At 68.9% G+C, this 22192-nt stretch carries 22 protein-coding genes; 11 read left to right on the top strand and 11 right to left on the bottom strand.

The annotated features are described in order from the left end of the window. Positions 1 to 259 precede the first annotated feature (259 nt). Together QE360_RS08495 and QE360_RS08490 are read right to left on the bottom strand one after the other, a co-directional pair. Positions 260 to 778, bottom strand: a complete 519-nt coding sequence (locus QE360_RS08495; protein WP_309700779.1) for a metallophosphoesterase family protein — start codon at positions 776 to 778, stop codon at positions 260 to 262. Next, complete coding sequence (locus QE360_RS08490) at positions 775 to 1863, bottom strand: spore photoproduct lyase family protein (RefSeq protein WP_309700777.1); 1089 nt, start codon at positions 1861 to 1863, stop codon at positions 775 to 777. The genes QE360_RS08495 and QE360_RS08490 overlap by 4 nt, the downstream gene beginning before the upstream one ends. Positions 1864 to 1981: 118 nt before the next feature. On the opposite strand from QE360_RS08490, the gene QE360_RS08485 reads away from it, so the two are divergent. Beyond that, positions 1982 to 2824, top strand: a complete 843-nt coding sequence (locus tag QE360_RS08485; protein ID WP_309700775.1) for a type 1 glutamine amidotransferase — start codon at positions 1982 to 1984, stop codon at positions 2822 to 2824. Between the two features lie 13 nt (positions 2825 to 2837). On the opposite strand, the gene QE360_RS08480 is transcribed toward QE360_RS08485, so the two are convergent. Together QE360_RS08480 and QE360_RS08475 are read right to left on the bottom strand one after the other, a co-directional pair. Next, on the bottom strand, positions 2838 to 3782 hold the full coding sequence (locus QE360_RS08480; protein WP_309700773.1) for a DUF1080 domain-containing protein: 945 nt from the start codon (positions 3780 to 3782) through the stop codon (positions 2838 to 2840). A gap of 115 nt (positions 3783 to 3897) precedes the next feature. After that, on the bottom strand, positions 3898 to 5328 hold the full coding sequence (locus QE360_RS08475; protein ID WP_309700771.1) for a L,D-transpeptidase family protein: 1431 nt from the start codon (positions 5326 to 5328) through the stop codon (positions 3898 to 3900). 199 nt (positions 5329 to 5527) lie between these two features. On the opposite strand from QE360_RS08475, the gene QE360_RS08470 reads away from it, so the two are divergent. The 5 genes from QE360_RS08470 to QE360_RS08450 all read left to right on the top strand — a co-directional run bounded on the left by QE360_RS08470 (position 5528) and on the right by QE360_RS08450 (position 9649). Further along, positions 5528 to 6043 carry a DUF882 domain-containing protein gene (locus QE360_RS08470; RefSeq protein ID WP_373424649.1) on the top strand — a complete coding sequence of 172 codons (516 nt, stop codon included), beginning with the start codon at positions 5528 to 5530 and terminating at the stop codon, positions 6041 to 6043. A gap of 159 nt (positions 6044 to 6202) precedes the next feature. Continuing rightward, a complete protein-coding gene (locus QE360_RS08465) occupies positions 6203 to 6916 on the top strand; it encodes a bacteriorhodopsin (protein ID WP_309700768.1) in 714 nt (237 codons plus the stop codon). After that, a complete protein-coding gene (locus tag QE360_RS08460; protein WP_309700766.1) occupies positions 6913 to 7824 on the top strand; it encodes a Brp/Blh family beta-carotene 15,15'-dioxygenase in 912 nt (303 codons plus the stop codon). The genes QE360_RS08465 and QE360_RS08460 overlap by 4 nt, the downstream gene beginning before the upstream one ends. Further along, the gene (locus QE360_RS08455; protein ID WP_309700765.1) at positions 7821 to 8594 is read left to right on the top strand and encodes an SDR family oxidoreductase; all 774 of its coding nucleotides are present in this window, start codon (positions 7821 to 7823) and stop codon (positions 8592 to 8594) included. The genes QE360_RS08460 and QE360_RS08455 overlap by 4 nt, the downstream gene beginning before the upstream one ends. Positions 8595 to 8662: 68 nt before the next feature. Next, positions 8663 to 9649: an amidohydrolase family protein gene (locus tag QE360_RS08450; RefSeq protein ID WP_309700763.1), complete on the top strand. Its 987-nt coding sequence runs from the start codon at positions 8663 to 8665 to the stop codon at positions 9647 to 9649. A 48-nt stretch (positions 9650 to 9697) separates the two neighbouring features. On the opposite strand, the gene QE360_RS08445 is transcribed toward QE360_RS08450, so the two are convergent. Then, a complete protein-coding gene (locus QE360_RS08445; protein ID WP_309700761.1) occupies positions 9698 to 12067 on the bottom strand; it encodes a membrane-bound PQQ-dependent dehydrogenase, glucose/quinate/shikimate family in 2370 nt (789 codons plus the stop codon). Between the two features lie 182 nt (positions 12068 to 12249). Between QE360_RS08445 and QE360_RS08440 the strand changes: the two genes are divergently transcribed. Beyond that, positions 12250 to 12495, top strand: coding sequence for a hypothetical protein (locus tag QE360_RS08440; protein ID WP_309700758.1), 246 nt, complete (start codon positions 12250 to 12252; stop codon positions 12493 to 12495). A 117-nt stretch (positions 12496 to 12612) separates the two neighbouring features. After that, positions 12613 to 14574 carry an EAL domain-containing protein gene (locus tag QE360_RS08435; RefSeq protein ID WP_309700756.1) on the top strand — a complete coding sequence of 654 codons (1962 nt, stop codon included), beginning with the start codon at positions 12613 to 12615 and terminating at the stop codon, positions 14572 to 14574. Here the strand turns inward: QE360_RS08435 and QE360_RS08430 are convergent, their stop codons facing one another. After that, positions 14575 to 15486 (bottom strand): crotonase/enoyl-CoA hydratase family protein, encoded by a 912-nt coding sequence (locus QE360_RS08430; RefSeq protein WP_309700754.1) that lies wholly within the window; start codon positions 15484 to 15486, stop codon positions 14575 to 14577. A 192-nt stretch (positions 15487 to 15678) separates the two neighbouring features. Here QE360_RS08430 and QE360_RS08425 point away from each other — a divergent pair, with 192 nt between their 5' ends. Continuing rightward, a complete protein-coding gene (locus QE360_RS08425) occupies positions 15679 to 16050 on the top strand; it encodes a hypothetical protein (protein ID WP_309700752.1) in 372 nt (123 codons plus the stop codon). Positions 16051 to 16071: 21 nt separating this feature from the next. On the opposite strand, the gene QE360_RS08420 is transcribed toward QE360_RS08425, so the two are convergent. The 5 genes from QE360_RS08420 to QE360_RS08400 are packed head-to-tail and all read right to left on the bottom strand — an operon-like array spanning position 16072 to position 20499. Beyond that, positions 16072 to 16392: a hypothetical protein gene (locus QE360_RS08420; protein WP_307100931.1), complete on the bottom strand. Its 321-nt coding sequence runs from the start codon at positions 16390 to 16392 to the stop codon at positions 16072 to 16074. Positions 16393 to 16402: 10 nt separating this feature from the next. Further along, entirely contained in the window at positions 16403 to 17908 is a 1506-nt protein-coding gene (locus tag QE360_RS08415; protein WP_309700750.1) for a DUF2779 domain-containing protein, read from the bottom strand. Positions 17909 to 17912: 4 nt separating this feature from the next. Then, positions 17913 to 18281 (bottom strand): hypothetical protein, encoded by a 369-nt coding sequence (locus QE360_RS08410; protein WP_309700748.1) that lies wholly within the window; start codon positions 18279 to 18281, stop codon positions 17913 to 17915. Between the two features lie 29 nt (positions 18282 to 18310). Further along, positions 18311 to 18907 (bottom strand): response regulator, encoded by a 597-nt coding sequence (locus QE360_RS08405; RefSeq protein ID WP_309700746.1) that lies wholly within the window; start codon positions 18905 to 18907, stop codon positions 18311 to 18313. Next, complete coding sequence (locus tag QE360_RS08400; RefSeq protein ID WP_309700744.1) at positions 18904 to 20499, bottom strand: sensor histidine kinase; 1596 nt, start codon at positions 20497 to 20499, stop codon at positions 18904 to 18906. The genes QE360_RS08405 and QE360_RS08400 overlap by 4 nt, the downstream gene beginning before the upstream one ends. Positions 20500 to 20609: 110 nt before the next feature. On the opposite strand from QE360_RS08400, the gene QE360_RS08395 reads away from it, so the two are divergent. Then, the gene (locus QE360_RS08395; protein WP_309700741.1) at positions 20610 to 21806 is read left to right on the top strand and encodes a hypothetical protein; all 1197 of its coding nucleotides are present in this window, start codon (positions 20610 to 20612) and stop codon (positions 21804 to 21806) included. Continuing rightward, positions 21803 to 22114: a hypothetical protein gene (locus QE360_RS08390; RefSeq protein ID WP_309700739.1), complete on the top strand. Its 312-nt coding sequence runs from the start codon at positions 21803 to 21805 to the stop codon at positions 22112 to 22114. The genes QE360_RS08395 and QE360_RS08390 overlap by 4 nt, the downstream gene beginning before the upstream one ends. Positions 22115 to 22192 lie beyond the last annotated feature (78 nt).

Genomic DNA, 22192 nt, shown 5'->3' with positions numbered 1-22192 from the left:
TTCAACCCCGTTCCCAGGGCCCCAAGTGCGCCGATCTGTCGTGACTGCATCGGTCGACCAGGTCGGCCACCGCTGCGGTGAAACCCCTCTAGGCGGGGTTGCCCCGAACCGTCAACAACAGATTTTCACTTTTCTGAAAAATTCCGAAAAAATACCGAAAAACAATGCTTTGCCGGTAACCGCCTGCCCCATACCAGCCGGAACTTTATCCCGTCCCATACGTCACAACGCCGAATCACCAACCAGAATCACTCGCGATTCATCCCACTCGGACAGTCCGTCCCTGCTCCCCACGCGTCGCGAGCAAGCGTTCCAGGGTGACTGGCGTGAAGTCGTGCACGTCGACGCCGACATCATATTGGCGCAGCAGCGGCTTCAACCGCCCATGGCTGTGGCCGTGGAGATTGAGCGCCCGCTGGTGCTGGCCGTTCCAGCTGCGAAAGGGATAGTGGCAGAGGACGAGCCGATGGCCGTCGACCTCCATCTCGGCATAATCCCCCACGCTGGCCCAGCCCCGGGCCGTGAGGGTGGCGTCGGGATCGTTATTGCCGCGCAGCAGGTGCTTGGTGCCGTGAAGCCGGGCAAGAAGCCCCGGCACGTCGGCGGGCCGCCTGGCGACGTCGCCCAGATGCCAGACGCTATCCTCCGGCCCGACGACCGCATTCCAGCAATCGATCAGGAGTGCATCCATCTCCGCGACGCTGGCAAAGGGGCGCTTCCAGATGTTGATTGTGCGGTGATCGCCGAAATGCGTATCGGCAGTGAAGAAGATCGTCATGTCCAGTAGAGTATCCGGGCCGAAGGAAGCGCCGATGCGATCTCCGCTTCGAAAAAGGTCCGCAGCGCCCGCATCGTCGCGCTATCATAGACCTGTTTCTCCGTCCCGAACTTCGTCCGCTTGGTCACGCGGTTGGCGGCCCCCATGTCGAGCGACGATCCCGGATACCAGCTGTCCAGCACCGCCTTGGCCCCGGCAGTGAAGCGGTGGGTGATCAACTCGGCGGTCAGGTCGAGATCGGCCACATCCCGGAGCGCCTCCCCGGCATCGGCCAGCAGCTCGGCATAGGCCCGTTGCCAGCCCGCCGCCGCGATGATCGGCGCGATGGTCAACCCGACCGGATAGCCCGCCATCGCCATCCGCCGCAGCGCCGCCAGCCGGTCGGCCACCGGCGAGGTGCCGCCCTCGAACCGGGCGAACATCCGGGGATTGATCGAGGCGCGCATCCGGGTGCGTCGCCGGTGATCGATGTCCAACAGCGGCCCCACATCGGCGAACTTGCTGGTAAAGCGCAATTGCACCGGCGCGTCCCAGCGCCCGAACCAGCCGATCGCCGTCGACAGCGAGCCGGTGATCGGCTCCAGCGCCAGGGGGTCGGTATAGCAGGACGCCTCGAACGTCGTCCCCTCGTCCATCCGGTCGCGGTTGCGCGAGGTGATCTGCCCCTGCCCCAGATAGGGCGGAAGGCCGTCGAGGATCTCGTCCAGATTGGCATAGACGCGGGTGATCGGCGGGCCCTTCAGCGACCCGGCGAGATAGCAATAGCTGCAATGTGCCGGGCATCCTTCGGCCAGATCGATCCGCCAGTCCGCGCTGGGGGCGATCGGCTGGAGCCGGCGCTTGGACGGCGGGGCGACGACGACGGCCAGCGTCGTCTTGGCGGCGGCATAGGCGCGGCGCGGATCGTCGGGCAGGTCGAGCGACAGGCGATCGCCCGACAGGGCCTCGACCGCCACCCCCAGCGCGGCGGCGCGCTCGGCGATGGCGCGGCCATGGGGGAAGGTCATTGCGGAGCGGGTGACCAGCAACCGGCGCGGTCGCCATGGTGCCGGTCGGGCTGTCTGGAAGTCTGCGGCAGGGGCCATCCCCCGCTCAACGATCCGGGCCTTCCGATGGTCCACCGGAATTTTCGTGCCGGATGAGCCATTTGCGCAGCCACCCGGTGGGCCGGGCGTTACCCCTGCTCACCATCGAAAGCCGCATGTGCCCCATTATCTGATTGCCCAGAGCGAATTGCCCGACGAACGCCAGGCACGGCGGCAGCGGGCCGGCAAGAGTTCGGGCGAAACCTATGCCGCGACCCTGAAGCAGATGCAGCCGGGGGTCGAGACCAGCATCGTCTCGCCCGCCGATGACGACGGGGCGATGCCCTCGGTCGAGCGGCTGGCGGCGTTCGATGCCATATTCCTGACCGGGTCGCCGATGCACGTCTATGACGACGGGCCCGAGGTGCGCCGCCAGCTCGACTTCATGACGCGGGTCTTTGCCGCGGGCGTGCCCTCCTTCGGGTCGTGTGCGGGGTTGCAGATCGCCGTCGCCGCCGCGGGCGGGCGGGTGCGCAAGATGCCCGAGCGGATGGAGGCGGGGATCGCCCGCCGGATCAGCGCCACCCAGGCCGGGCGGGCGCATCCGCTGCTCGCGGGCCGCCCGGCCAGCTGGGACGCCCCGGCGGTCCATGGCGACGAGGTGCTGGAACTGCCGCCCGGCGCCACGCTGCTGGCGAGCAATGCGGTGACCCAGGTCCAGGCCGCCGAGATACGCTTCGACCGGGGCGTCTTCTGGGGCGTGCAATATCATCCCGAACTCGCCCTGCGCGAGATCGCCATCGCGATCGCGGCGCAGGCGGCCGACTTGGTCGCGGTGGGGCTGGCCGAGCAGGAAGACCAGGTCCGGGCCCGCGCCGCCGAGATCGATGCGTTGCACGACGCACCCGACAGCCGCGCCCTGCGCTGGCGGCTGGGGGTCGACGGGGAATTTGCCGAGGAAGGGCTGCGCCGCCGGGAAATCGCCAATTTCCTCGACAATCTGCCCGGCTTGCGGGGTTAGCCCCCGCTGTTGCCTATGGCTTTGCCGCGACGATCCGGGGCAGCGTCCTGATCGGCTCGACCGTGATCGCCCGGAACCAGGTTTCGGCGCCCTCGGACTGAAGCTGGATGTGGCCATGGGTCAGCGGCTGGCGGGAGCCGTCCGGGGCGATCGTCGCCAGGTCGCGCACCTCGGCGACCGGCACGCCGTTGACCACATGCACCGCATGATCGCCCACGACATAGAGGTCGAGCGTGTTCCAGGCACCGATCGGGCGCTCGGCATCAGTCGCCGCCTCGACATTCCAGGTCGGCGTCCCGTTGACGATATCGACCTGCCGCCCGCCCAGGCGATAGCGCAGATGCGGTGCGATCAGCCTGGGGTCGAAGGCGACATCGGTATGCCCGCGCACCTTGCCCCCGACCGCGACGATCATCCCGGTCGATCCGGTCATGATCTCGAATTCGGCCGAGGGTCGCCAGGTGCCGAACACCTCGCCGGGCACGCCATGGCTGTGATAGAGAAGGCCGTTGTTGCGCGGCTGATCCGCGCGCGGGGCCCAGGTCCTGGCGCCCCATTTGAACTGCAACCGCAGATGATAGTCGCGCAGATCGGCGCGGTGGACCAGGCTGCCCCAGGTCTGCCCCTTCACCCAGATGGCCGGTGCGCCGTCCACCTGCCGGACCGAGAAGTCGTCGCCGGTATCGCGGCCGGTGCCGATCGGGCGCACACCAGGGTCGGCGCGATAGGTGATCGCCGGATCGGCATAGCCCAGCCAGGGGGCCCAGCCCGTCAGGCTGCGTCCGTCGAACAGCGCGACCCGTCTGCCCGTCGCCTTGGGCAGATCGACCAGCCGCAGCCTTTGCGGCGCGGTCACCGGCTCGCCCGCGATGGCGCGCGCCTGTTCCCTGGAATCCTGCGCCAGCGCCGGTGTGGCCATGACGGCCAGCGCCATCCATGCTCGATCGAACCGCATCATCGCTCCCCTCTCCCACCCATTCGGTGATTGTCGAGCGATCATAGCGCGTTATCGCTAACAGGCGAGCCCGATTTCGCGGCGGCGGATCACACTCCCAGCGACGCGGTCGGCCCGATCAGGGACCGACATCGGCCGCGCCGCTCTGGACCCGCAGGGCCTTGCCCGCCTTGAAGCCCAGCGCGGCACCGACCCGGTCGTCCCAGCCATAGGGATCGTTGCGCACGATCGGTTCGCCGTCATCGTCGAACAAGACCGTCTGATAGAGCAGCCGGACGGGAATCTGGTGCGGCAGCTTGACGAAGGTCTCCTTGCCGGTCTCGCGCGCCTTGTGCCATTCGTCGAGCACGCCCTCGTCCTTGGCCAGCATCTCGGCAAAGCCCAGCGCGTCCTCGACGCGGACGCAGCCATGGCTGCGCTGTCGCTGGACCATGCCGAACAGCGCCTTGGCGGGGGTGTCGTGCAGATAGATGGCATGGTCGTTCTGCATGTCGAACTTGACCAGCCCCAGCGAGTTCTTGGGTCCGGGCTGCTGGACGATCCAGCCGTCCTTCCACACCATGTTGTTCGCGCGGAGATAGCCGGGGCCCTTCTTCGCCAGCTCCTTCTTTTGGATCGAGCGGGGCACCGTCCAGGTCGGGTTGGCGACCAGCCGGAAGATCGGCGATCCCAGCTGCGGCGTCTCGGTATCCGGCTCGCCGACCACCACCTTGCGGGCATCGACGATCTTGCCGTCGCGCCAATAGGTCAGGCGCGCGGCGGCGATGTTGACGTCGATCCGGGTCGCGGGCGGGCGGCGCTCCAGCCAGCGGAGCCGCTCCATCGCGACCGCCACCGCGCGCGCGCGGTCCGCATCGGACATGTTGAGGATGGCGAGCGCCTCGCTGCCGATGATGCCGTCGGGCTTCATCCCGTAATCGGCCTGCATCCGGCGTACCGCATCGACCATGGCGGGCGCATAGCTGTCGCCCCGCGCGGCGTCGGGCGTCAGATAGTCGAGCACGACCAGCTCGCGCGCGATCGCCGGAAGGCGGGGATCGGTCGCACCGGGCTTGATCGCCTCGCCATTGCCCTCGATCCGGGTGTCGGGATTTTGCGGCTGGCGGACCAGCTTCCCATAGGCGTCGGACAGACGCTTGTAATTGGCGTCCTGCGGCGCAAGGCCGTCGAGCCACTGGGTCAGGTTACCGGCACGCAGCGCGGCGGCCAGCCCGGCTTTCAGATCGGGCGAGGGCCGGGGCACGGTATAGACCTCGTACAGCTTGGTCGGATCGGTCGCGCCGCGCGCCAGCGCCGCGGCATAGCGCAGCGCCTGTTCGTTGAGCGCGGCGTCGTCGCTGGCCGTCGCATCGAACGCCATGTGGTCGAGCCCATGCGCCACGCGTCCCTCGATCGCCTGACGAAGCTGCGACCGGGTCCGGTCGCTCCAGGTCGCGGGGCCCGCCGGCTGGTCCGCCTGCGCGGAGGCATTCTGATCCGAAGCGACCTGGCCACCGCATGCCGACAGTATCAGGCCCAATGCCAGTGACGTCCCCATCCGTTTATGCACGTGCAACTCCCTCATTCCGCTCCTGAAACGCACGGGGAGCGAAGCGGCTCCCGAGCCTGCGGATCGGGCGAATGGTGGCGTTGGTGCGACAAGGGGCAGGCGGCCGGGCGACGGTGTTAAGCCCTGTGCGGTAGAAGCGGCCATCCCTCTTCGACGGAATCGAACCTTGCCCAACTCCTTGTTTTCACGCCGAGACCTGATGAGCGGCGGCACCGCCGCGCTGGTGATGGCGGCCCTGTCGGAACGCGTGTCGGCGCGCACGCCGGAGCGTCGGCTGGCGCTGGTCAACGCCAATACCCGCGAACGCTGCGACGTGTGTTTCTTCGCCAATGGCCGCTACCGCGCCGACGGGCTGGCCGAGCTGAACCATGCCATGCGCGACTGGCGGACCGGCGCGACGCGGACGATGGATCCCCGGCTGCTCGACCTGCTGGTCCATCTGCGCGACCGGCTCGACATCGCGCCGAACAAGCCGTTGCGGCTGGTGTCGGGCTATCGCAGCCCCAAGACCAACGGCGCGATGCATGCCCGTTCGCACGGCGTCGCCAGCAAGAGCCAGCATATGCTGGGCAAGGCGACCGACATCGCCATTCCGGGCGTGCCGCTCAACCGGCTGCGCGACGCGGCGCTGTCGCTGCGTGGCGGCGGGGTCGGCTATTATCCGCATGACGGCTTCGTCCATGTCGACACCGGCCCCTTGCGCCACTGGAGCTGACCGGGGCGACCGCCGGTTCGGGCCCATGACGCGATCCTCGCGCAAGCCAGTGCGGGGCCGCCGCCGATTAACATTTTCGTCATGCCGGATCGACACCGCCAAACCCCGGTTAAGTCGACAGGGTCGGCCTGCCGTCGTCCCGTAACGGGAGAGTGGTCGATGGAATGGATCGCATTTCTGGTCGGCTTTACGATCATGTCGCTTGGCTCGCTCGCCATCTATGCCAAGGGCAGCAAAACGCCCCCCGCCCTGCACCACACCATGTTGCACGCGACGGTGCCCTTCATCGCCGCCACCGCCTATCTCGCCATGACGTTCGGGATCGGTACGCTGGTCCATATCGACGGATCGGTGGTCTATCTGGCGCGCTATGCCGACTGGTCGGTGACGACGCCGATCCTGCTGGCGGGGCTGGTGCTGCTGGCCTTTCATGATCGCGGGCGGACGGGGGAAGTCGGCGGCTATCTGACCGCGATCATCGTCCTCGACGTGCTGATGATCGCGACCGGGCTGATCTCGTCGCTGGCGATGGTGCCGGTGCTGAAATGGGTCTGGTATCTCTGGTCCTGCGCCGCCTTTGCGGGTGTCCTCTATCTGCTCTGGGGGCCGCTGCGCACCATGGCGGTCGAACGCGGCGCGGCGATGGGAGCCGCCTATCGCAAGAATGTCGCGTTCCTGACGGTGATCTGGTTCCTCTATCCGATCGTCTTCCTGATCGGGCCGGAGGGGTTGAAGATCATTTCCGACCCGACCTCGGTCTGGGCGATCCTGATCATGGATGTCGTCGCGAAGGTCGTCTACGCCTTCTACGCGGCGCGCAATCTGGACGACGCGCTGCGGTCCGCGACCGACCACCGCGACGCGCGCACGTGACGCGCCCTGCCCTGGCGCTTGGCCGGGGTGTGCTGGCGGGGGCGGCCCTGGCCGCCTCCTTCGGTTCGCTGGGCGTGCAGCTCGGCTTTGCGATCCTGGCGATCGGCGTCGTCGGCATGGCGCATGGAGCGAGCGACCTGGCGGTCGTGCCTCCCCCAAAGCGACGATCCTTCCTCGCGCTCTACGGCGGCGTGTCGCTGATCTGCCTGGCCTGGTGGAGCGCCTTTCCCGCCATCGCGCTGCCGCTGTTCCTGATCGCCTCCGCGCTACATTTCGCGGCGGAAGAGGACGCCGCCATTTCGCGGCTCCAGCGCGGGGCGCTCGGGATCGGGCTGATCGCGATACCGGCGGTGCTCCATCCCCAGGGCTATGAAGCGCTGCTGACGCTGGCGGGCGGCATGCCGATCCCCTCCCCCGTCCTGGCCGCCCTGATCGCCGCAGGGGGCGTCGCCGGCGCGTTGCTGTTCCTCCGCGCGGGTCGGCGACGCGATCCGTTGCTGGCGATCACCACCGCCGCGCTGTTTCTCCTACCGCCGCTGGTCGGGTTTTCGGTCGGCTTCCTCCTTCTCCACGCGCTGCCGCAGACCGACGAGCGACGACGGCGGATGGGCTGTGCGAGCCACCGCGCCTATCTGCGCCGGACGGGCCCGATCCTGATCGCGGCGGTGCTGCTCGCCGGGTTGGTCGTGACGCTGTTCCTGCATGTCGAGGCGAGCGGCATTCGCGGCCTGTTCGCCGCGATCGCGGCGCTGGCCATGCCGCATCTGCTGGTCGCCCCCGCCTTCGGCCGCGATCGGACGCATGGCCGCCCGCTTCGGCCCCGGAACAGGCAGGGATCGTATCGAGTTCCCCTGCCGAGGATTCCCCCGACCATGATCCCGCCCCGGCGGGAAGGAGCAACCCCATGAAGACCAATGGCAATACGATCCTGATGACCGGCGGCGGCAGCGGCATCGGCGAAGCGCTGGCGCACCGGTTCCACGATCGCGGCGATACCGTCATCATCGCCGGGCGGCGGCAGGATGCGCTGGACCGCGCGGCGGCGGGGCGGGAGCGTATCCATACCGCCGTGCTCGACGTCGAGGACGATGCCGCCGTCCAGACCTTTGCGCGGCAGATCGTCGCCGACTTCCCCGCGCTGAACATCCTGTTCAACAATGCCGGGATCATGCGGTTCGAGGACCTGACCGGCCGACGCGATCTGCCCGATGCCGAGGCGACGGTGACGACCAATCTGCTCGGCCCGATCCGGCTGACCAACGCGTTGATCGACCATCTGGTCGCCCAGCCCGATGCGGCGATCGTCAACGTCACCTCGGGCCTGGCCTTCGTGCCGCTGGTGGCCACGCCGACCTATTCGGCGACCAAGGCGGCGATCCATTCCTACACCGTCTCGCTGCGCACCCAGCTGGCGGGCAAGGTCGAGGTCATCGAGCTGGCCCCACCGGGCGTCCAGACCGACCTGACGCCGGGCCAGGCCAGGCGTCCGGGCTATATGCCGTTGGAAGCCTTTGCCGATGCCGTCGCCGCGCAGTTCGCCCAAGCCCCGACCCCGTCCGAGATCCTGGTCGACGAGGTGCAGTTCCTGCGTCAGGCGGAACGCGAAGGTCGGTTCGACGAAACGCTCAAGACGCTGACCGAACGCGCCGCCGCCCAGCGCAAGGCGGGCGATGCCTGACCCGTGCCGCCGCGCTTCCCGTGCGCCGGGCGCAGGGCTATAAATGCCTTCTTCGTAAGGACCTGCCGATGCGTCTGATTGCGATCGAGGAACATATCCTGCCGCAGGAGGTGCGCGACGCGTGGCAGGCGGCCCCGCCGCCGCACGACCCCGTCTCAGCCTTTGCCGATGGCGGCGAGAATGGGCGGCGGCTGGCCGATCTGGGCGAAGCCCGGATCGCGCTGATGGACGAGCAGGGCGTCGACGTGCAGGTCCTGTCGCTCACCACGCCGGGGCTCCACAATCTGGCGCCCGGCGTTGCGGTCGACATGGCGCGGCGGGTCAACGACCGGATCGCCGAGGCGTGCACGCGGCATCCCGACCGCTTCCAGGGGCTGGCCGCGCTACCGACGCCCGACGCGGAGGCCGCGCCGCGCGAGCTGGAGCGCGCGGTGCGCGAGCTGGGGCTGAAGGGCGCGCTGTTGTGCGGGCGGACGCGCGAGCGCCATCTGGATCATCCCGACTTCCGCCCGCTGCTGGCCCGCGCGGCGGCGCTCGGCGTGCCGCTGTTCATCCATCCGCAGACGCCGCTGGCCGAGGTGCGCCGGGCCAATTATTCGGGGATCGGCGAGACGGCGGACCTCGCGCTCGCCGCCTTCGGGCTGGGCTGGCATTACGAGGCCGGGCTGCAATGGATCAGGCTGGCGGCGGCCGGCGTCTTCGATGCGCTGCCCGACCTCCAGATCATCCTGGGCCATTGGGGCGAGGTGGTGCTGTTCTATCTGGAGCGGACCGCCGCCGTCTTCGAACGCGCGCTGACCCTGCAACGCCCGTTGGCGGACTATGCCCGGCGCAATCTCTACGTCACCGGCAGCGGCATGTGGAGCGAGGCCTATCTGCAACGCTGCCTCGAGATCGTCGGGCCGGAGCGGCTGCTCTTCTCGACCGACTTCCCCTATCAATACCGGCCCGGCGGAGCCCCGCGCCGGTTCCTCGATACCGTCCCGCTCGACGAGGCGGCACGGCGGGGACTGGCGCATGGCAATTGGGAAAGGCTGACGGGCGCGGTCGGATAGAGCGGCCCGCCCGGCGGCGGCAGGCGATCCTGCCGCCGCCTCGCTTCCTCAACTCGCCTTGGGCAGCGCATAGGCCAGCGTATAGTCGCCATAGCGCGTCCCCAGCGCGCCATGGCCACCGGCGGTGATGACGACGTACTGGCGGCCGTCGCGCCCGCGATAGGTCATCGGCGTCGCCTGCGCCCCGGCGGGCAGCCGCGCCCGCCACACCACCTTGCCGGTGTTCAGGTCATAGGCGCGCAGATACTGGTCGGTCGTCGCGCCGATGAACGCCAGCCCGCCCGCGGTGATGATCGAGCCGCCCAGATTGGGCACCCCGGTCTTCAACGGCACGCCCAGATGCGATCCGAACAGCCCGGTATCCTGTGCGGTGCCCAGCACCTTCTTCCACAGGATGCGCCGGGTGCCGAGATCGACCGCAGTCAGATGACCCCAGGGCGGCGCGACGCAGGGCGCGCCGAAGATTCCCACCCACGCCTTCACCACCGCGACATAGGGGGTGTTGTACTGGGTCTGGAGCTGCGCCTGCTTGGCGTTCTCGCCGCCCTGTTTCTGCTTCATCAGCGATGCGACGCGCGGGTCGTCGCGGCGCATCAGCCACAGCTTGAACGGCATCTCCATCGTGTTGACCGTCATGATGCCCCGCACCGGATCGACGGCGGCCCCGCCCCAGTCGGTGACGCCGTCAAAGGCGGGATGGCCGATGATCGGCCGCAGGCCCATCGGCTGATAGATGCCCGTGCCCTGCGCGCGGCGGATGTCGATGCGGCAGAAGAGCTGGTCGATCGGCGTCGCGCCCCAGGTCGCGACCTCGGTCGGCGCGGGCGGGGTGAAGCTGGGCATCCCGGTCGAGAAGGGCTGGGTCGGCGACACGCGCACGCCTGGCGTCGCGCCGTCGGTGCGCACCGGCTTTTCGGTGATCGCCGCGATCGGGGCGCCGGTCAGCCGGTTGAGGAAATAGACCTGCCCCATCTTGGTCGTCTGGATCAGCGCCGGGATCACCCGGCCGTCGGGCGCGCGATAGTCGAACAGCGAGGGACCGATCGGCAGGTCCATGTCCCACATGTCGCGGTGGACCAGCTGCCGCGTCCAGCGCAGCTTGCCGGTGGCGATGTCGAGCGCGACGATCGACGAGCCGAATCGGTCGTCGAACGGACGGCGATAGCCGATCCAGTAATCGGGCGAAGCATTGCCCGTCCCCAGATAGACGATGCCGTTCGCCGCATCGGCGGTGATCGCCCCCCACACATTGGGGGTGCCGCGCGTATAGGTCTGGCCTTCGGGCAGCGGCGCGATCGCATCCTGCGACCGGCCCACGTCCCAGGCCCAGACCGGCGCGCCCGATACCGGATCATAGGCGCGCACCACGCCCGAGGGGATGTCGCGATTGACGTTGTCGATGATCCGCTCGCCGATGATCAGCCGGCCATTGACCACGACCGGCGGCGTCGTGCCGATCTGGTCGGACGGTCGCGACGTGCCCATATTGGTGCGCAGGTCGATCGCGCCGTTGTTGGCAAAGCCGGTGCAGGGCCGCCCCGTATCCGCATCGAGCGCGACGAGCCGCGCGTTGAAGGTCGGCGCGAAGATGCGATGCGGGCACGGCGTCCCCGCAGGCGCCTCGAAATAGGTGACGCCGCGGCACACCAGATAGTTGTTGCCCTGGATCGGCGCGTCCTCGTGCCAGCTCCATTTCGTCTTGCCGGTCGTCGCGTCGATCGCCTGGACGAAGGAATGCGGCGTACAGGTATAGAGCGTGTCGCCGATATGGATCGGCGTCGCTTCCGAATGATATTCGCGCTTGTGCGTCTGGCTCTCCGCCGCCATCGGCAGGTCGCCGGTCCGCTGGGTCCAGGCGAGTTCGAGCCGCCCGACATTCTGCGGCGTGATGTCCGCCAGCGCCGAGTAACGCCGCCCCGACAGGGTGCCGCCATAATCGCGCCAGTCGCCATCCGCTTCCCCGGTCGGCGCGGCGGGCAGCGCGACGCCGGTCGGGGCCTGCTGCGCCTCGACGCCCTGCCCTCGCAGCCCCCAGGCGCCGATCCCCAGCGCGACCAGCCCCGCCGCCAGCGCGGGCACCGCCCGCGCGCGCGACCGCCAGGATCGGCCATGCAGCCCCGTCAGCAACACGAGGCCGAGCAGCACGGTCGGCGCGACCAGCCGCGGGACGAGCTGGAGCCCGTCCAGCCCCACCTCCCAGAGCGACCAGATCAGCGTCCCGACCCAGATGGCGACGAACAGCCAGCGCCCCAGCGGGCTCCCCCGTCCGAGCAGCGCCCCGCTCGCGACCATCGCGACACCGACGACCAGATAATAGGGCGATCCGCCCAGCGATGCGAGCACGCCCCCGGCCACCGCAAAGAAGCCGCCCAGGATCGCCACGCACCATGCGAGGACCAGCCGGTATATCCGCGCCATCGTCTTGCCCCTTGTTTCTGTAAGCGCCTCAACGCGCCAAGGGTCTTGAAGTCCCAAGATAAATTGATTTTCATCAAAGGCGCGGCGGCGTCGATGCGATACGCGTCACGAAATGTCCGATGGCCGACCGATCATGGTACCGATCCCAATCTGCCGCATTGGGGCCTTTTCGGAGAGCCAGCATGATCGACCCCAGCACAAGCCGGATCGGCATCCGCCGCACAGGCGAGATGGCGGCGGTCTTCATGATCGGCGACGGAATGCTGGGCCTGTTGCAGCCGACACGGCATGTCGCGCTGTGGCGGTCGCGGGTCTGCGCGGTGGACGGGATGGTCCGCCCCTTCGCCGGGCACCCGATGCGGCGACGCGCCTATGGCCTGCTCCAGATCGCGGCGGGTCTGGCCCTGGCCGCCCGGCTGAAGCGATAGGGACCACGGCGTTCCGGCGAACCGGGCGCCCCGTCGCCCGCATCCGCAGATACAGGGGAGGAGCAAGCCCTATCGACACCCGGAAAAGATGCGTTAGTCACCGGTCAGGAGATTGATATGAAACGCATAATCCTCCGGATGAAGCGATTGCGGCAGGCCGATCACCAAATCTCGTCGCAGGTTCGCGCCGTGTTGGTGGACTCGCTCTATGCGTCTCCCCGCTCCTTGGTCATCGGGGCGCTGACCAGCAGCGCGATCGCGGCGGTGGTCGCCTGGTATAGCGACGATCATTGGCTGATCGCCTGTGCGATCGGCATCGGCCTGGTCGGGCTGGGCCGGATCATCGACACGCTGTCGATGCGCGGATCGATCACGGTGCGCGAGCAGGAACGCGGCTATCGCCTGGGGGCCCTGAGCTATTCCGCGCTGCTGGGTCTGTTCGGGCTGCTGACGCTGACCCGGACCGAGGACGGCGTCCTCCATCTCCTGTCCGTCACGACCGCGATCGGCTATGCGGCGGGGATTGCGGGGCGCAATGCCGGGCGGCCGCTGATCGCGCTATCACAACTCTGCTGCGCCTCGCTGCCGCTGGCGCTGGGGCTGCTGATCCCGCTGCATCCGCTCAAGGCGCTGATGGCGGCGGTCATCCTGCTCTTCGTCATCGCGATGCTGGACATCACCCAGCAGACCTATGCCGTGATCCTGCGCGCCACCGTCGCCTCCGAGGAAAAGGCCGCGCTGGCCGAACATCATGCGCGCATGGCGCGGCGCGACGATCTGACCGGCGTGGCCAACCGCACCGCCTTTCGCGAGCATTTCGAGGAGCGGCTCGGCGGGCTGTCCGCATCGGGCGGCAAGCTGGCGCTGCTCTGGCTCGACCTCGACCGGTTCAAGGAGGTGAATGATTCCTTCGGCCATCTGGCGGGCAACGAGTTGCTGGTCGCGGTCGCGCGGCGGCTGGATGCGCGGTTCGGCGACAGCGGCATCGTCGCGCGGCTGGGCGGCGACGAATTCGCGGTGCTGTGCCATATCGCCCAGACCGAGACGGCCGAGAGCATCGGCACGACGATTCTCGATCTGGTGCGACAGCCGGTGCCGTTCGGCGGGCACAGGCTGCGCAGTTCCGCCTCGATCGGCGCGGCCGTCGCGCCCGACGATGGCTGCGACGCGGACACCCTGCTGAAGAATGCCGATCTGGCGCTGTACCGCGCCAAGGAAAGCGGGCGCGGGCGCTTCCACCTCTATGAGCCGCTGATGGACGAGAAGATCGAACGCCGTCGCCAGCTCGACGCGGCGATGGAGGGCGCGCTGGAGCGGGGCGAGTTCCACCTGCTCTTCCAGCCGATCTACGGGCTGGCGCAGGGCGGCATCACCTCCTGCGAGGCGCTGTTGCGGTGGAACAGCCCGGAATTCGGCCCGATCTCGCCGGGCGAGTTCATCCCGATCGCCGAGGAGAACGGCCTGATCGTCGCGATCGGCGACCGGGTCCTGCACCAGGCCTGTCGCACCGCCAGCGCATGGCCCCCCGAGGTCACGGTCGCGGTCAACCTGTCGCCCGTGCAGCTGCGCACGCCCGACCTGACCGCCACGGTCCTGAGCGCGCTCCGCACCAGCGGCCTGCCCCCGAAGCGATTGACGCTGGAGGTGACCGAGACGGTCCTGCTCGACGATGTCGAACGCTCGCTTGCGGCGCTGACCGAACTCAACCGGATCGACGTGTGCACCACACTGGACGATTTCGGGACGGGCTATTCCTCGCTCAGCTACCTCACCCAGTTTCCGTTCCAGACGCTGAAGATCGACCGGTCCTTCGTCGTCGACCTGGAGCATAATCCCGCCTCGATCGCGATCATCCAGACGATCGTCGATCTCGCCGCCAAGCTGGGGATGCGGACCGTGGTCGAGGGGGTGGAGACGCCTGCCCAGCTCGACCAGTTGCGCCGGACGCGGTGCGATGCGGTGCAAGGTTTCCTGCTGGCCCGGCCGATGACCGCCGAGCAGATGGCCGGGCTGTTCACCGACCACGCGGTCGCCGCGCCAGACCCCGGGCAGGAGCATCCCCTGCCCGAGGCCGGTTGATCAGCGCGCCGCCTTGTCCCGCAGGCGGGTCTGCGCGGCGACCAGCCGCTCCATCCGTTTCAAATCGCCCTCGGTCAGCCGGAGTGCGGCATCCGCCCACAGGTCGACCACCGCCTCCAGCTCTTCGAGCGGCAACGGATTGACCGCGCGCGACGCCTCATAGATGGCGCAATGCGCGCTGTGCCGCCTCTGGTTCTGGCGGATATAGTCGGCGACCATCCGCCGCCCCTCGCCCGGCGCCGCCAGGCCATGGACCAGCCCCATCTCGTACAGCTCCTCGGCGCTATAGGTCCGGCCGCTGAGGATCATCTGCTCCGCCCGTGCTGCGCCCAGCCGCCGCGACAGGAAGCAATGCGCCCCCATGCCGGGGAACAGGCCGAACATGGTCTCGGGCAATCCGAAACTCGCGCCGCGCTCGGCGATGACGACGTGGAAGGACAGGAGCGCCTCGAACCCGCCGCCCAGCGCATCGCCCTCGGCCAGCGCGATGGTGACGATCGGGCGGTCCAGCCCGCGCATGTTGCGGTAGAGGATCTGCACGCAGCGATGGCCGTAGCGGACCAGCGCGGCATGGTCGCGGGTGCGGATGGCGTGCGCGAACAGGTGCAGGTCGCCGCCCAGCGAGAAGACGCCGGGGAAGCGCGAACCGAGCACCAGATAGCGGATCGGCATCGCCCCCGTATCGACGAGTTGGGTGATGTCGTCCTGCCACCGGACGAAATCCTGCAGCAGATCGGGGTTGAAGCTGGGCCGGGTCCGCGCCCGCATATCGGTCCACAGGGTCTGTGTGTCCGGGTCATAGTCGGTGTCGAGTTGCTCGAAGCGAAGCATGGCGCTGGCCGTCGGCACCGCGGCCGTGGCGGTTGGCCGATCGCGGCGGTCGGCGGCCAGTTTGATGTCGTAAGCGGTCATGGATCATACTCTCTGTCGTGCAGCCCATTGCTGCACGACGGAGATAAGCCCGGCGGGCCAGCCGCTACCCTTGGCAAAATGCCGCGACGGCAAAGACTTAACACAGCATATTTTCGCGCCGCCCGGATAGCGGCGGACCGCCCAGGGGCCGAGCCATGTTGATCCCGCCCATGGCTTGTGTCAGGCAAAGCCATGCAACCCCATATCCGCGCGATCGTCGCCGCCTCGGTCCATGCCTTCGTCACCGGCCGCAAGGTGGCCGGGCTCTACGACCAGTCCACGGCCCGGCATCTTCGGATCGCGGCGGAGGCGCGGGGGCCGCATCTCCAGGGCTATGACGGAGAGCGCAACGCGAAGTTCGGCGGCACCCTGCCCGAACTGCTCGACACCGGCGCCGACGCCGCGATCCATATGGAGGTCGAGGACGACGCGGCGCGGGGCTATGACAGGAGCAGCTCCAGCCACTTCACCGCCAAGGTGGCCGACCAGATGGTGCAGCTATACGATCACGCCGACGGGGCGTGGTTCACCTTCGAGATGCAGAGCGCCCCGCCCAGCCCGTGACGGGCTCGCCCCGCCGCCGGATCAATTGCCGTCGGAGTCGACGACGACCACCACCGGCCGACCGCGCGACGTCGGTTCCCAGCCCGCGGACAGGGCCGCGCGGACGCAGCGCGTGATTGTCGCATCGTCGAGTTGAAGGCGGCCGCGCGGCAACCCCTTCAACAGCCGCTTGGGCGGCGGGAATTCGACCAGGGCTTCGCGCTTGGCGTCGTGCTGGAGAAGCCCGATCGTCATGCCCTTCCACCCCTCGTCATCCGACTGATGGGGTTCGCTGTGCAGGTGCCAGTCATATCGGGCGCCATCGACTTCGACCGTACCGGCATTGTTTCGGGATTTCGACATGGCGCGCGCCCTAGCATGCCGACCCGGGCTTCGCCCAGACCGCCGCCCCGCCGGTCGGGATCGCGGGGTCGATCAGGCGGCGATGGATCACCCGCATCGCCTCCACATCCCGCCCGCAATAGAGCCGCAGGGCCTGGTCGAGCGCCATGCGGCGACCCGGCGAGCAGTCGGGCGCGCTGGCCTCCAGATAGGCTTCGACCGCATCGCCGCCCTGCTTCACCGCCAGCCCGGCATAGTCGAGATGCGGCGCGATCGTCGGCAGCACCGCCTTGATCGACCAGCTGCCGCGCTGGTCGCGGTGATACCAGTGATCGCGCGCGACGGGCAGCAGGTCGACGATCCGGTCCGCCAGGCTGGTCAGCGGCGCCGCCAGATCGGTAAAGCACAGCGCGAGCCGTTCGATCACCCCACGCTCGAAACTGGCATGCCACGCGATCACCGCGCCGGTGGCGGGCAGCGCGGCCAGCGCCTCGGCACAGGCACGACGAGGATCAAGGCCGTCGAGCGACAGGAATTCGCGGCGGGCGATGCGGCCATCGGCCTCCTCGATATCGGCGACGAACTGGAACGGCACCTGTTCATAGGGGCGGCTGCCCGGCCAGACCGGCAGCGCGCGCGACACGGTTTCGAAATCAAGCCAGATGCGGGGATAGGCCCAGTCGCGGGTCGCCGCCGCCGCGCCCGCCGGATCATGCTCGACGGCGCCCGTCATCGTCGCCCGCTGAATCCGGCGGTCGGTATCGGATCGGAGTTCGTCCACCGGCACGCGGGTCAGATCGTCGACGCCGCGTGCCGCGAACCGCTTTCCCGCGCCACGCGGCAGGATCGACACCGGCCATTCGGGACCGGGCGGCAGGCCGGCACCGCAATGCGCGTGGAAGCCGCACGGATGCGGCGCCCGACATTGGTCACCCGGCAATGTCTGCGGTTCGTCGCCCGCCAGTACGTCCCGCGCGCCGCTTAGGGTCGCGGATCGCTCGGCGACGACCCCGGCGATCCGATCGGTCACATCGGCTTCCGCGAAGACGCCCGAAAGGTCGCCGCCCGGCGGCAGGTCGAATTCCCGGTCGAGGTGACGGACCGCCGCCGAGGCGATCGTCAGCCCGCTCCCCTCGGCCGCCCAGCACTGGGTCGCGACGGTGCCCAGATGCTCGGGCTTGGCCTTGGTCGCGCTGCGCACGTCGATCAGGCGCCAGCGGTCGTCGCTCGCGGGCATGGCGATGGCGATCGTCGCGCAAAGCCCATCGCGCTCGAACGCGGCGTTCAGGACGGGGCGCCGCGCGGCCAGGGCGGCGCGTGTCGCGGCGACCGCGGCGGGCCAGCCCCGACCATGGTCGATCGCCGTCGCGCCGGGACATTGCCGCTGCGCCTCGGCCTTGACCACCTGCGCGGCGGCGCGGCGGGCATCGGCCTCGGCATTCTCCTCGACCGACGCCGCATCGGGGCGGAACCGCATCAGCCACAACAGGCGCGGGCAACGTTCGAAGGCGGCCAGCCGGGCGGGCGTCATCGCCATGCGATCACGAGGCAAAGTCGCAGCCCTCCACGCCCCATCCGGTCCAGCGGCGGAGCATGTCGCGGGCGTCATCCGACGCCTCGTCATCCTCCATGGCATCGAGCAGCGCGGCATGGCGATCGATCCTGGCCAGCCAGTCGGCGCGGACGGCCTTTATGTCGCGGGGCAGAAGATAACGTTGCCACAACCGGGCCACGCGCCGCTCGGCGAACAGACGCGCCAGCACCGCGCGGGTCCGCAGCAGCGGAAGGTCGCCATGATCGCGCCGCAGGACGGCGAACATCTGCGAGGGATAGAGTTCGCGCTCTCGGTCGAGCATCGCCAGGATCACGGCATCCATCCGCGCCTCCTCGGGACTGGGCAGGGTCGGCATCGTTCCTCCTGGATCTTGCGGGACAGGCATTAGCGGGCGAGCGCGATCAGCTGGGCCAGGCCGTTGGCTCCCGTCTTGGCCATGATCGCGGCGCGGTGATCCTCGACCGTCTTGATGCTGAGCCCCAGGAGGTGCGCCACCACCTTGCTGCTATGGCCCAGCACCACCAGGTCGAAGACCTGCCGTTCGCGCGCGGTCAGCGCGGCGGTGCGCGCGCGAACGGCGCGCTGATGCCGCGACCAGGCGACCCCCTCGGCCACCGCCGCGATCAGGCGACGTTCGTCGAACGGCTTTTCGAGATAGTCGAGCCCGCCATAGCGCCGCACCGAGTCGACCGCATTGGCGGTGGTCGGCCATGCCGTCATGAACACGATGGCGACCGCCGGATCGATCTCGCGCACCCGGTCGGCGAAACCGAAACCGTCGAGATCGCCCATCATGATGTCGGTCACGACACAGTGCGCGGGCGCATCGGCATAGGCCGACAAGAGGATGGCGGGGTCGAGAAACGGTTCGGCGGCATGGCCATGGCGGACCAGCAGCCGCGCAACCGCCGCCCCCAGATCGCGGTCGTCATCGACGATATAGACGATCGAGCGCGCGGTGTCCGGGCCCCCCTCGCTCATTGCCCCGCCCCCGCGAGCGGCAGGGTGAGCGTGGCGCAGACATCCCCTGCCGCATTGGCTTGCCGGGTCAGCGTCCCGCCATGCGCCTCGACGATGGCGCGCGCCACCAGCCCGCCGACCCCCATGCCCGGCCGCATCGCCTGGTCCGGTGCGCAGCGGTTGCGGATGCCGATCTGGACCATGTCCCCCTCTCGAGCCGCCGCGATCCCGACCGAACCATCGCAGGCCTGCAAGGCGTTGCGAACGAGGTTTACCATGGCCTGCGACAATTCGATCTCCTGCCCCAGCACGAACAGGTTCGAATCGATCGGATCGATGGTCAGCACGGTCCGCGCCGCCTTCGCCTCCGGCCCGACCAGCGCGGCGACCATATCGATCAGTGCCGCGACCGGCAGCGCGCTGGGTTCGTCGACCGCGCGCCCGCCAAAGCGGCGCAGGCGGCGCACCAGCTGCGACAGGGTCGCCGCCTTGCGGTCGATCAGCGCGGCGGCCTCGGCGATTTCGGGATCGGCATCTGCCGCGATCACCCGCAAATGGCTCGCCTCGATGGCGATCGTGGACAGGGGCTGGCTGATCTCGTGGATGACCGCGACCGACATGGCGCGCAACGTCTTCAGCCGCTCGGCCTGGAACAGCATCCGGTCGCGCCGGGCCAGATCGACCTGCGCCTTGGCCTGTGCGTCGGAAAAGCTGCCCGCGAGATAGCCGACCACGACCACCGACGCCAAGCTCATGTGCAGCGCGAGCCGCTCGGCCAGCGGCAGCGGGCCGGTGGTGAACGGCAGGGTGATCGCCGCGACGACGAGCACCGCGCACCAGCCCGCCGTCCGGCCGAAGCGCAGCCCGATCCAGGCCACCGCCAGCAGCCCCGGCGTCACCGGCGTGCCCAGCCCGACCGCCGCCAGCAGCACCGCCAGCGCCATGGCGGTGCCGAGCACCAGCGCCGCCTCGCCCAGCGCCAGCATCCGCCCCCGATCGATCCGCGCCACCCCTCGCCATCCGGGCGCGCCCTGCACCGCCCAGAGCAGCGGCGGCGCCACCAGCATGACGCCCAGCAGGTCGCCAACCATGAAATTGGTCAGCGACGCGACGAGGCGCGACGCGCCCTCCGCCCCGGTCAGTTCGGGATGCCACAAAGCCCAGGGCAACGACGCGAGCGACACCGCGACCGGGGCCGCGACCGATCCGATGGCGAGCGGCATCGGCGCGACGCCGAGGGTCGATCGCAGATGCGGCGCCAGTCGCCGGACCGCCCACACCACCGCGCCATAGGTCAGCGGCGGTCGCGCGACGCCGATCATCGCCATGATCCAGCCCGGCGCGCCCGGCACGATCACGCCGTTGGCCGTCTGAACGACCAGCTCGGCCATGGCGATCGCGGGGGTCAGGCGCGGCCCCCGGCTCCATAGCAACGCGATCCGAAGGCCCGCGGCCGGATAGAGCAGCGAGTAAAAGCCCTGCCCACCCCACATCGCGGCGACATGGTGCGACACCAGGAACGCGACCGCATAGCCCGCGATCCAGGGCAGGTCGGCGCGGCGGGGGCGCACCGAACGGAGCAGGGACGACAGGAAAGCGCGGACCGGAATCATCGCCGACTCCTTAGCCGGATCGGTTCGCCAGCGGCTATCGGGGTATTTCCCGGATAGGCCGTGCCCGCCACTTGCGCCGATGACCGCGCGGTCACTGGCAAGGAACCGCAATGCCCATCTATCGCGCATCACAGCTCATGAAATTGCGAACCGTCACGCCGCCGGACGGCAAGCCGGACTGGGCGAACCAGATCGCCGACGTGGCGGTCGATCGCATCCCGGACGATCTGTGCGGGCCGGGGCTCTATGCCCTGTTCCTCGACGGGGCGCTCTTCTACATCGGGCTGCACGTCGGCGAACAGGCGGGCGCGGACTATTCCGTCCTTCATCGCTGGGTGCTGCACGTCGTCGGGCAGACGATGCGATCGCCGCGCATCAGCTTCAGCCGCGCCTCGCTGCGCCGCCTGCTCGACGCGCAGGCGGGCGATCCGGTCACCGAGGCGCTGGCCGCCTGTCTGCCAGACGGGCGCGCGACCGACCTTGCCGCGCTGCCCGCGCATCCTTTGCTCAGCGGAGCCCATTGCACCGCGCAAAAGGCCGTCTTCGCCGCGCGCCACTGGGACGTGTTCGGGCCGGGCCATGAGGACGACATGCTCGACCGCATCACCTGTCTGTTCCAGCCCGTCGCAGCAGGATGGCCCGAGCGGCTGGCTGGCGCGGAGGGACGCGAGCGGGGTGCATGGGCGCGCGAACAATGGCTGCGCCCCGCCGAGACGCTGTTGGTGAACAGCTTCCAGCCGATCTGCAATGCGGCCATCGCGCTCGGCACACAGCGCGACCCTATCGGCGAGGCCGAGGTCGAAGCGGCGATGGCGGCGGCGTTGCCGCAGGAGCTTGCCGCCTTCCAGCGCGTCGAATCCGAACCGCGCAACGCACAGCATGCCCCTGCCCCCGCCGGCGTCGTCGAAGCCTATCTCGATACGTCCGATGCCGAGACGCTTGAAATCGCAGAAGAGGAAGGACTGAGTTTGAGCGAGCTTACATTCCGCAACGGGTTGAGCCCGGCGGGGAGCCAATTCATCAATACGTTGATCGATGCCTCCCCGGCCGGTCTGGAACTCTATTTCACCGAGATTCCGGATCTGCGCATGCGCATCAAGGGGCAACGGACCATCGCGGTCCGCCTGACGACCGCAGGTGAGCGTCTGCGCTGCTATACCCGCGTCGATCCCGAAAAATGCCGGAAGCTGGGCTTCGAAGACGTCGCGGTCCTTGCGAACGACCCCATGTCGACCAGCTTTTATATCGATCCCGCAAAGATCGATCCCGGCATCCTCCTCGTCCTGGTCGGGGCCAGCCTGAAGTGACCTGGGACCCGCCCGGTAATTTCGTCAGCAGCGATCCCGGGCGGGAAGTACGCGGTATCTGGCGCCAGCCCGATGGCAGCGTCATCATCTGGGAGCAGGAGGTCGAACCGCGCCGATGGTGGAACCGGGTGACGCGGCCGCTCGGCATGCTGCTGATCCTCGCGGCGATCGCATGGCCGCTGGTCCTGCTGGCGCATGGCTGGCCGCGCCTGGGCCTAGGCTTTGGGGTCGCCGACCTCTGCCTCGTCTCGACGGGGCGCGATCTGATGCGCTGGGGCGCGAAGCGATGGCGTGGGGAAGGCGACTGATCCGGTCGCCTTCCCTTCCCCATGGTCGGACAGGCCAATTGGCCAAGCCAGCAATGGCAGTACCAATCTAGACTCGAT

The organism is Sphingomonas sp. SORGH_AS_0789 (assembly GCF_031453055.1).
Taxonomy (GTDB): domain Bacteria; phylum Pseudomonadota; class Alphaproteobacteria; order Sphingomonadales; family Sphingomonadaceae; genus Sphingomonas.
Note: the sequence above shows the minus strand (reverse complement) of the source record. Positions and strands in the feature narration are given on the sequence as shown.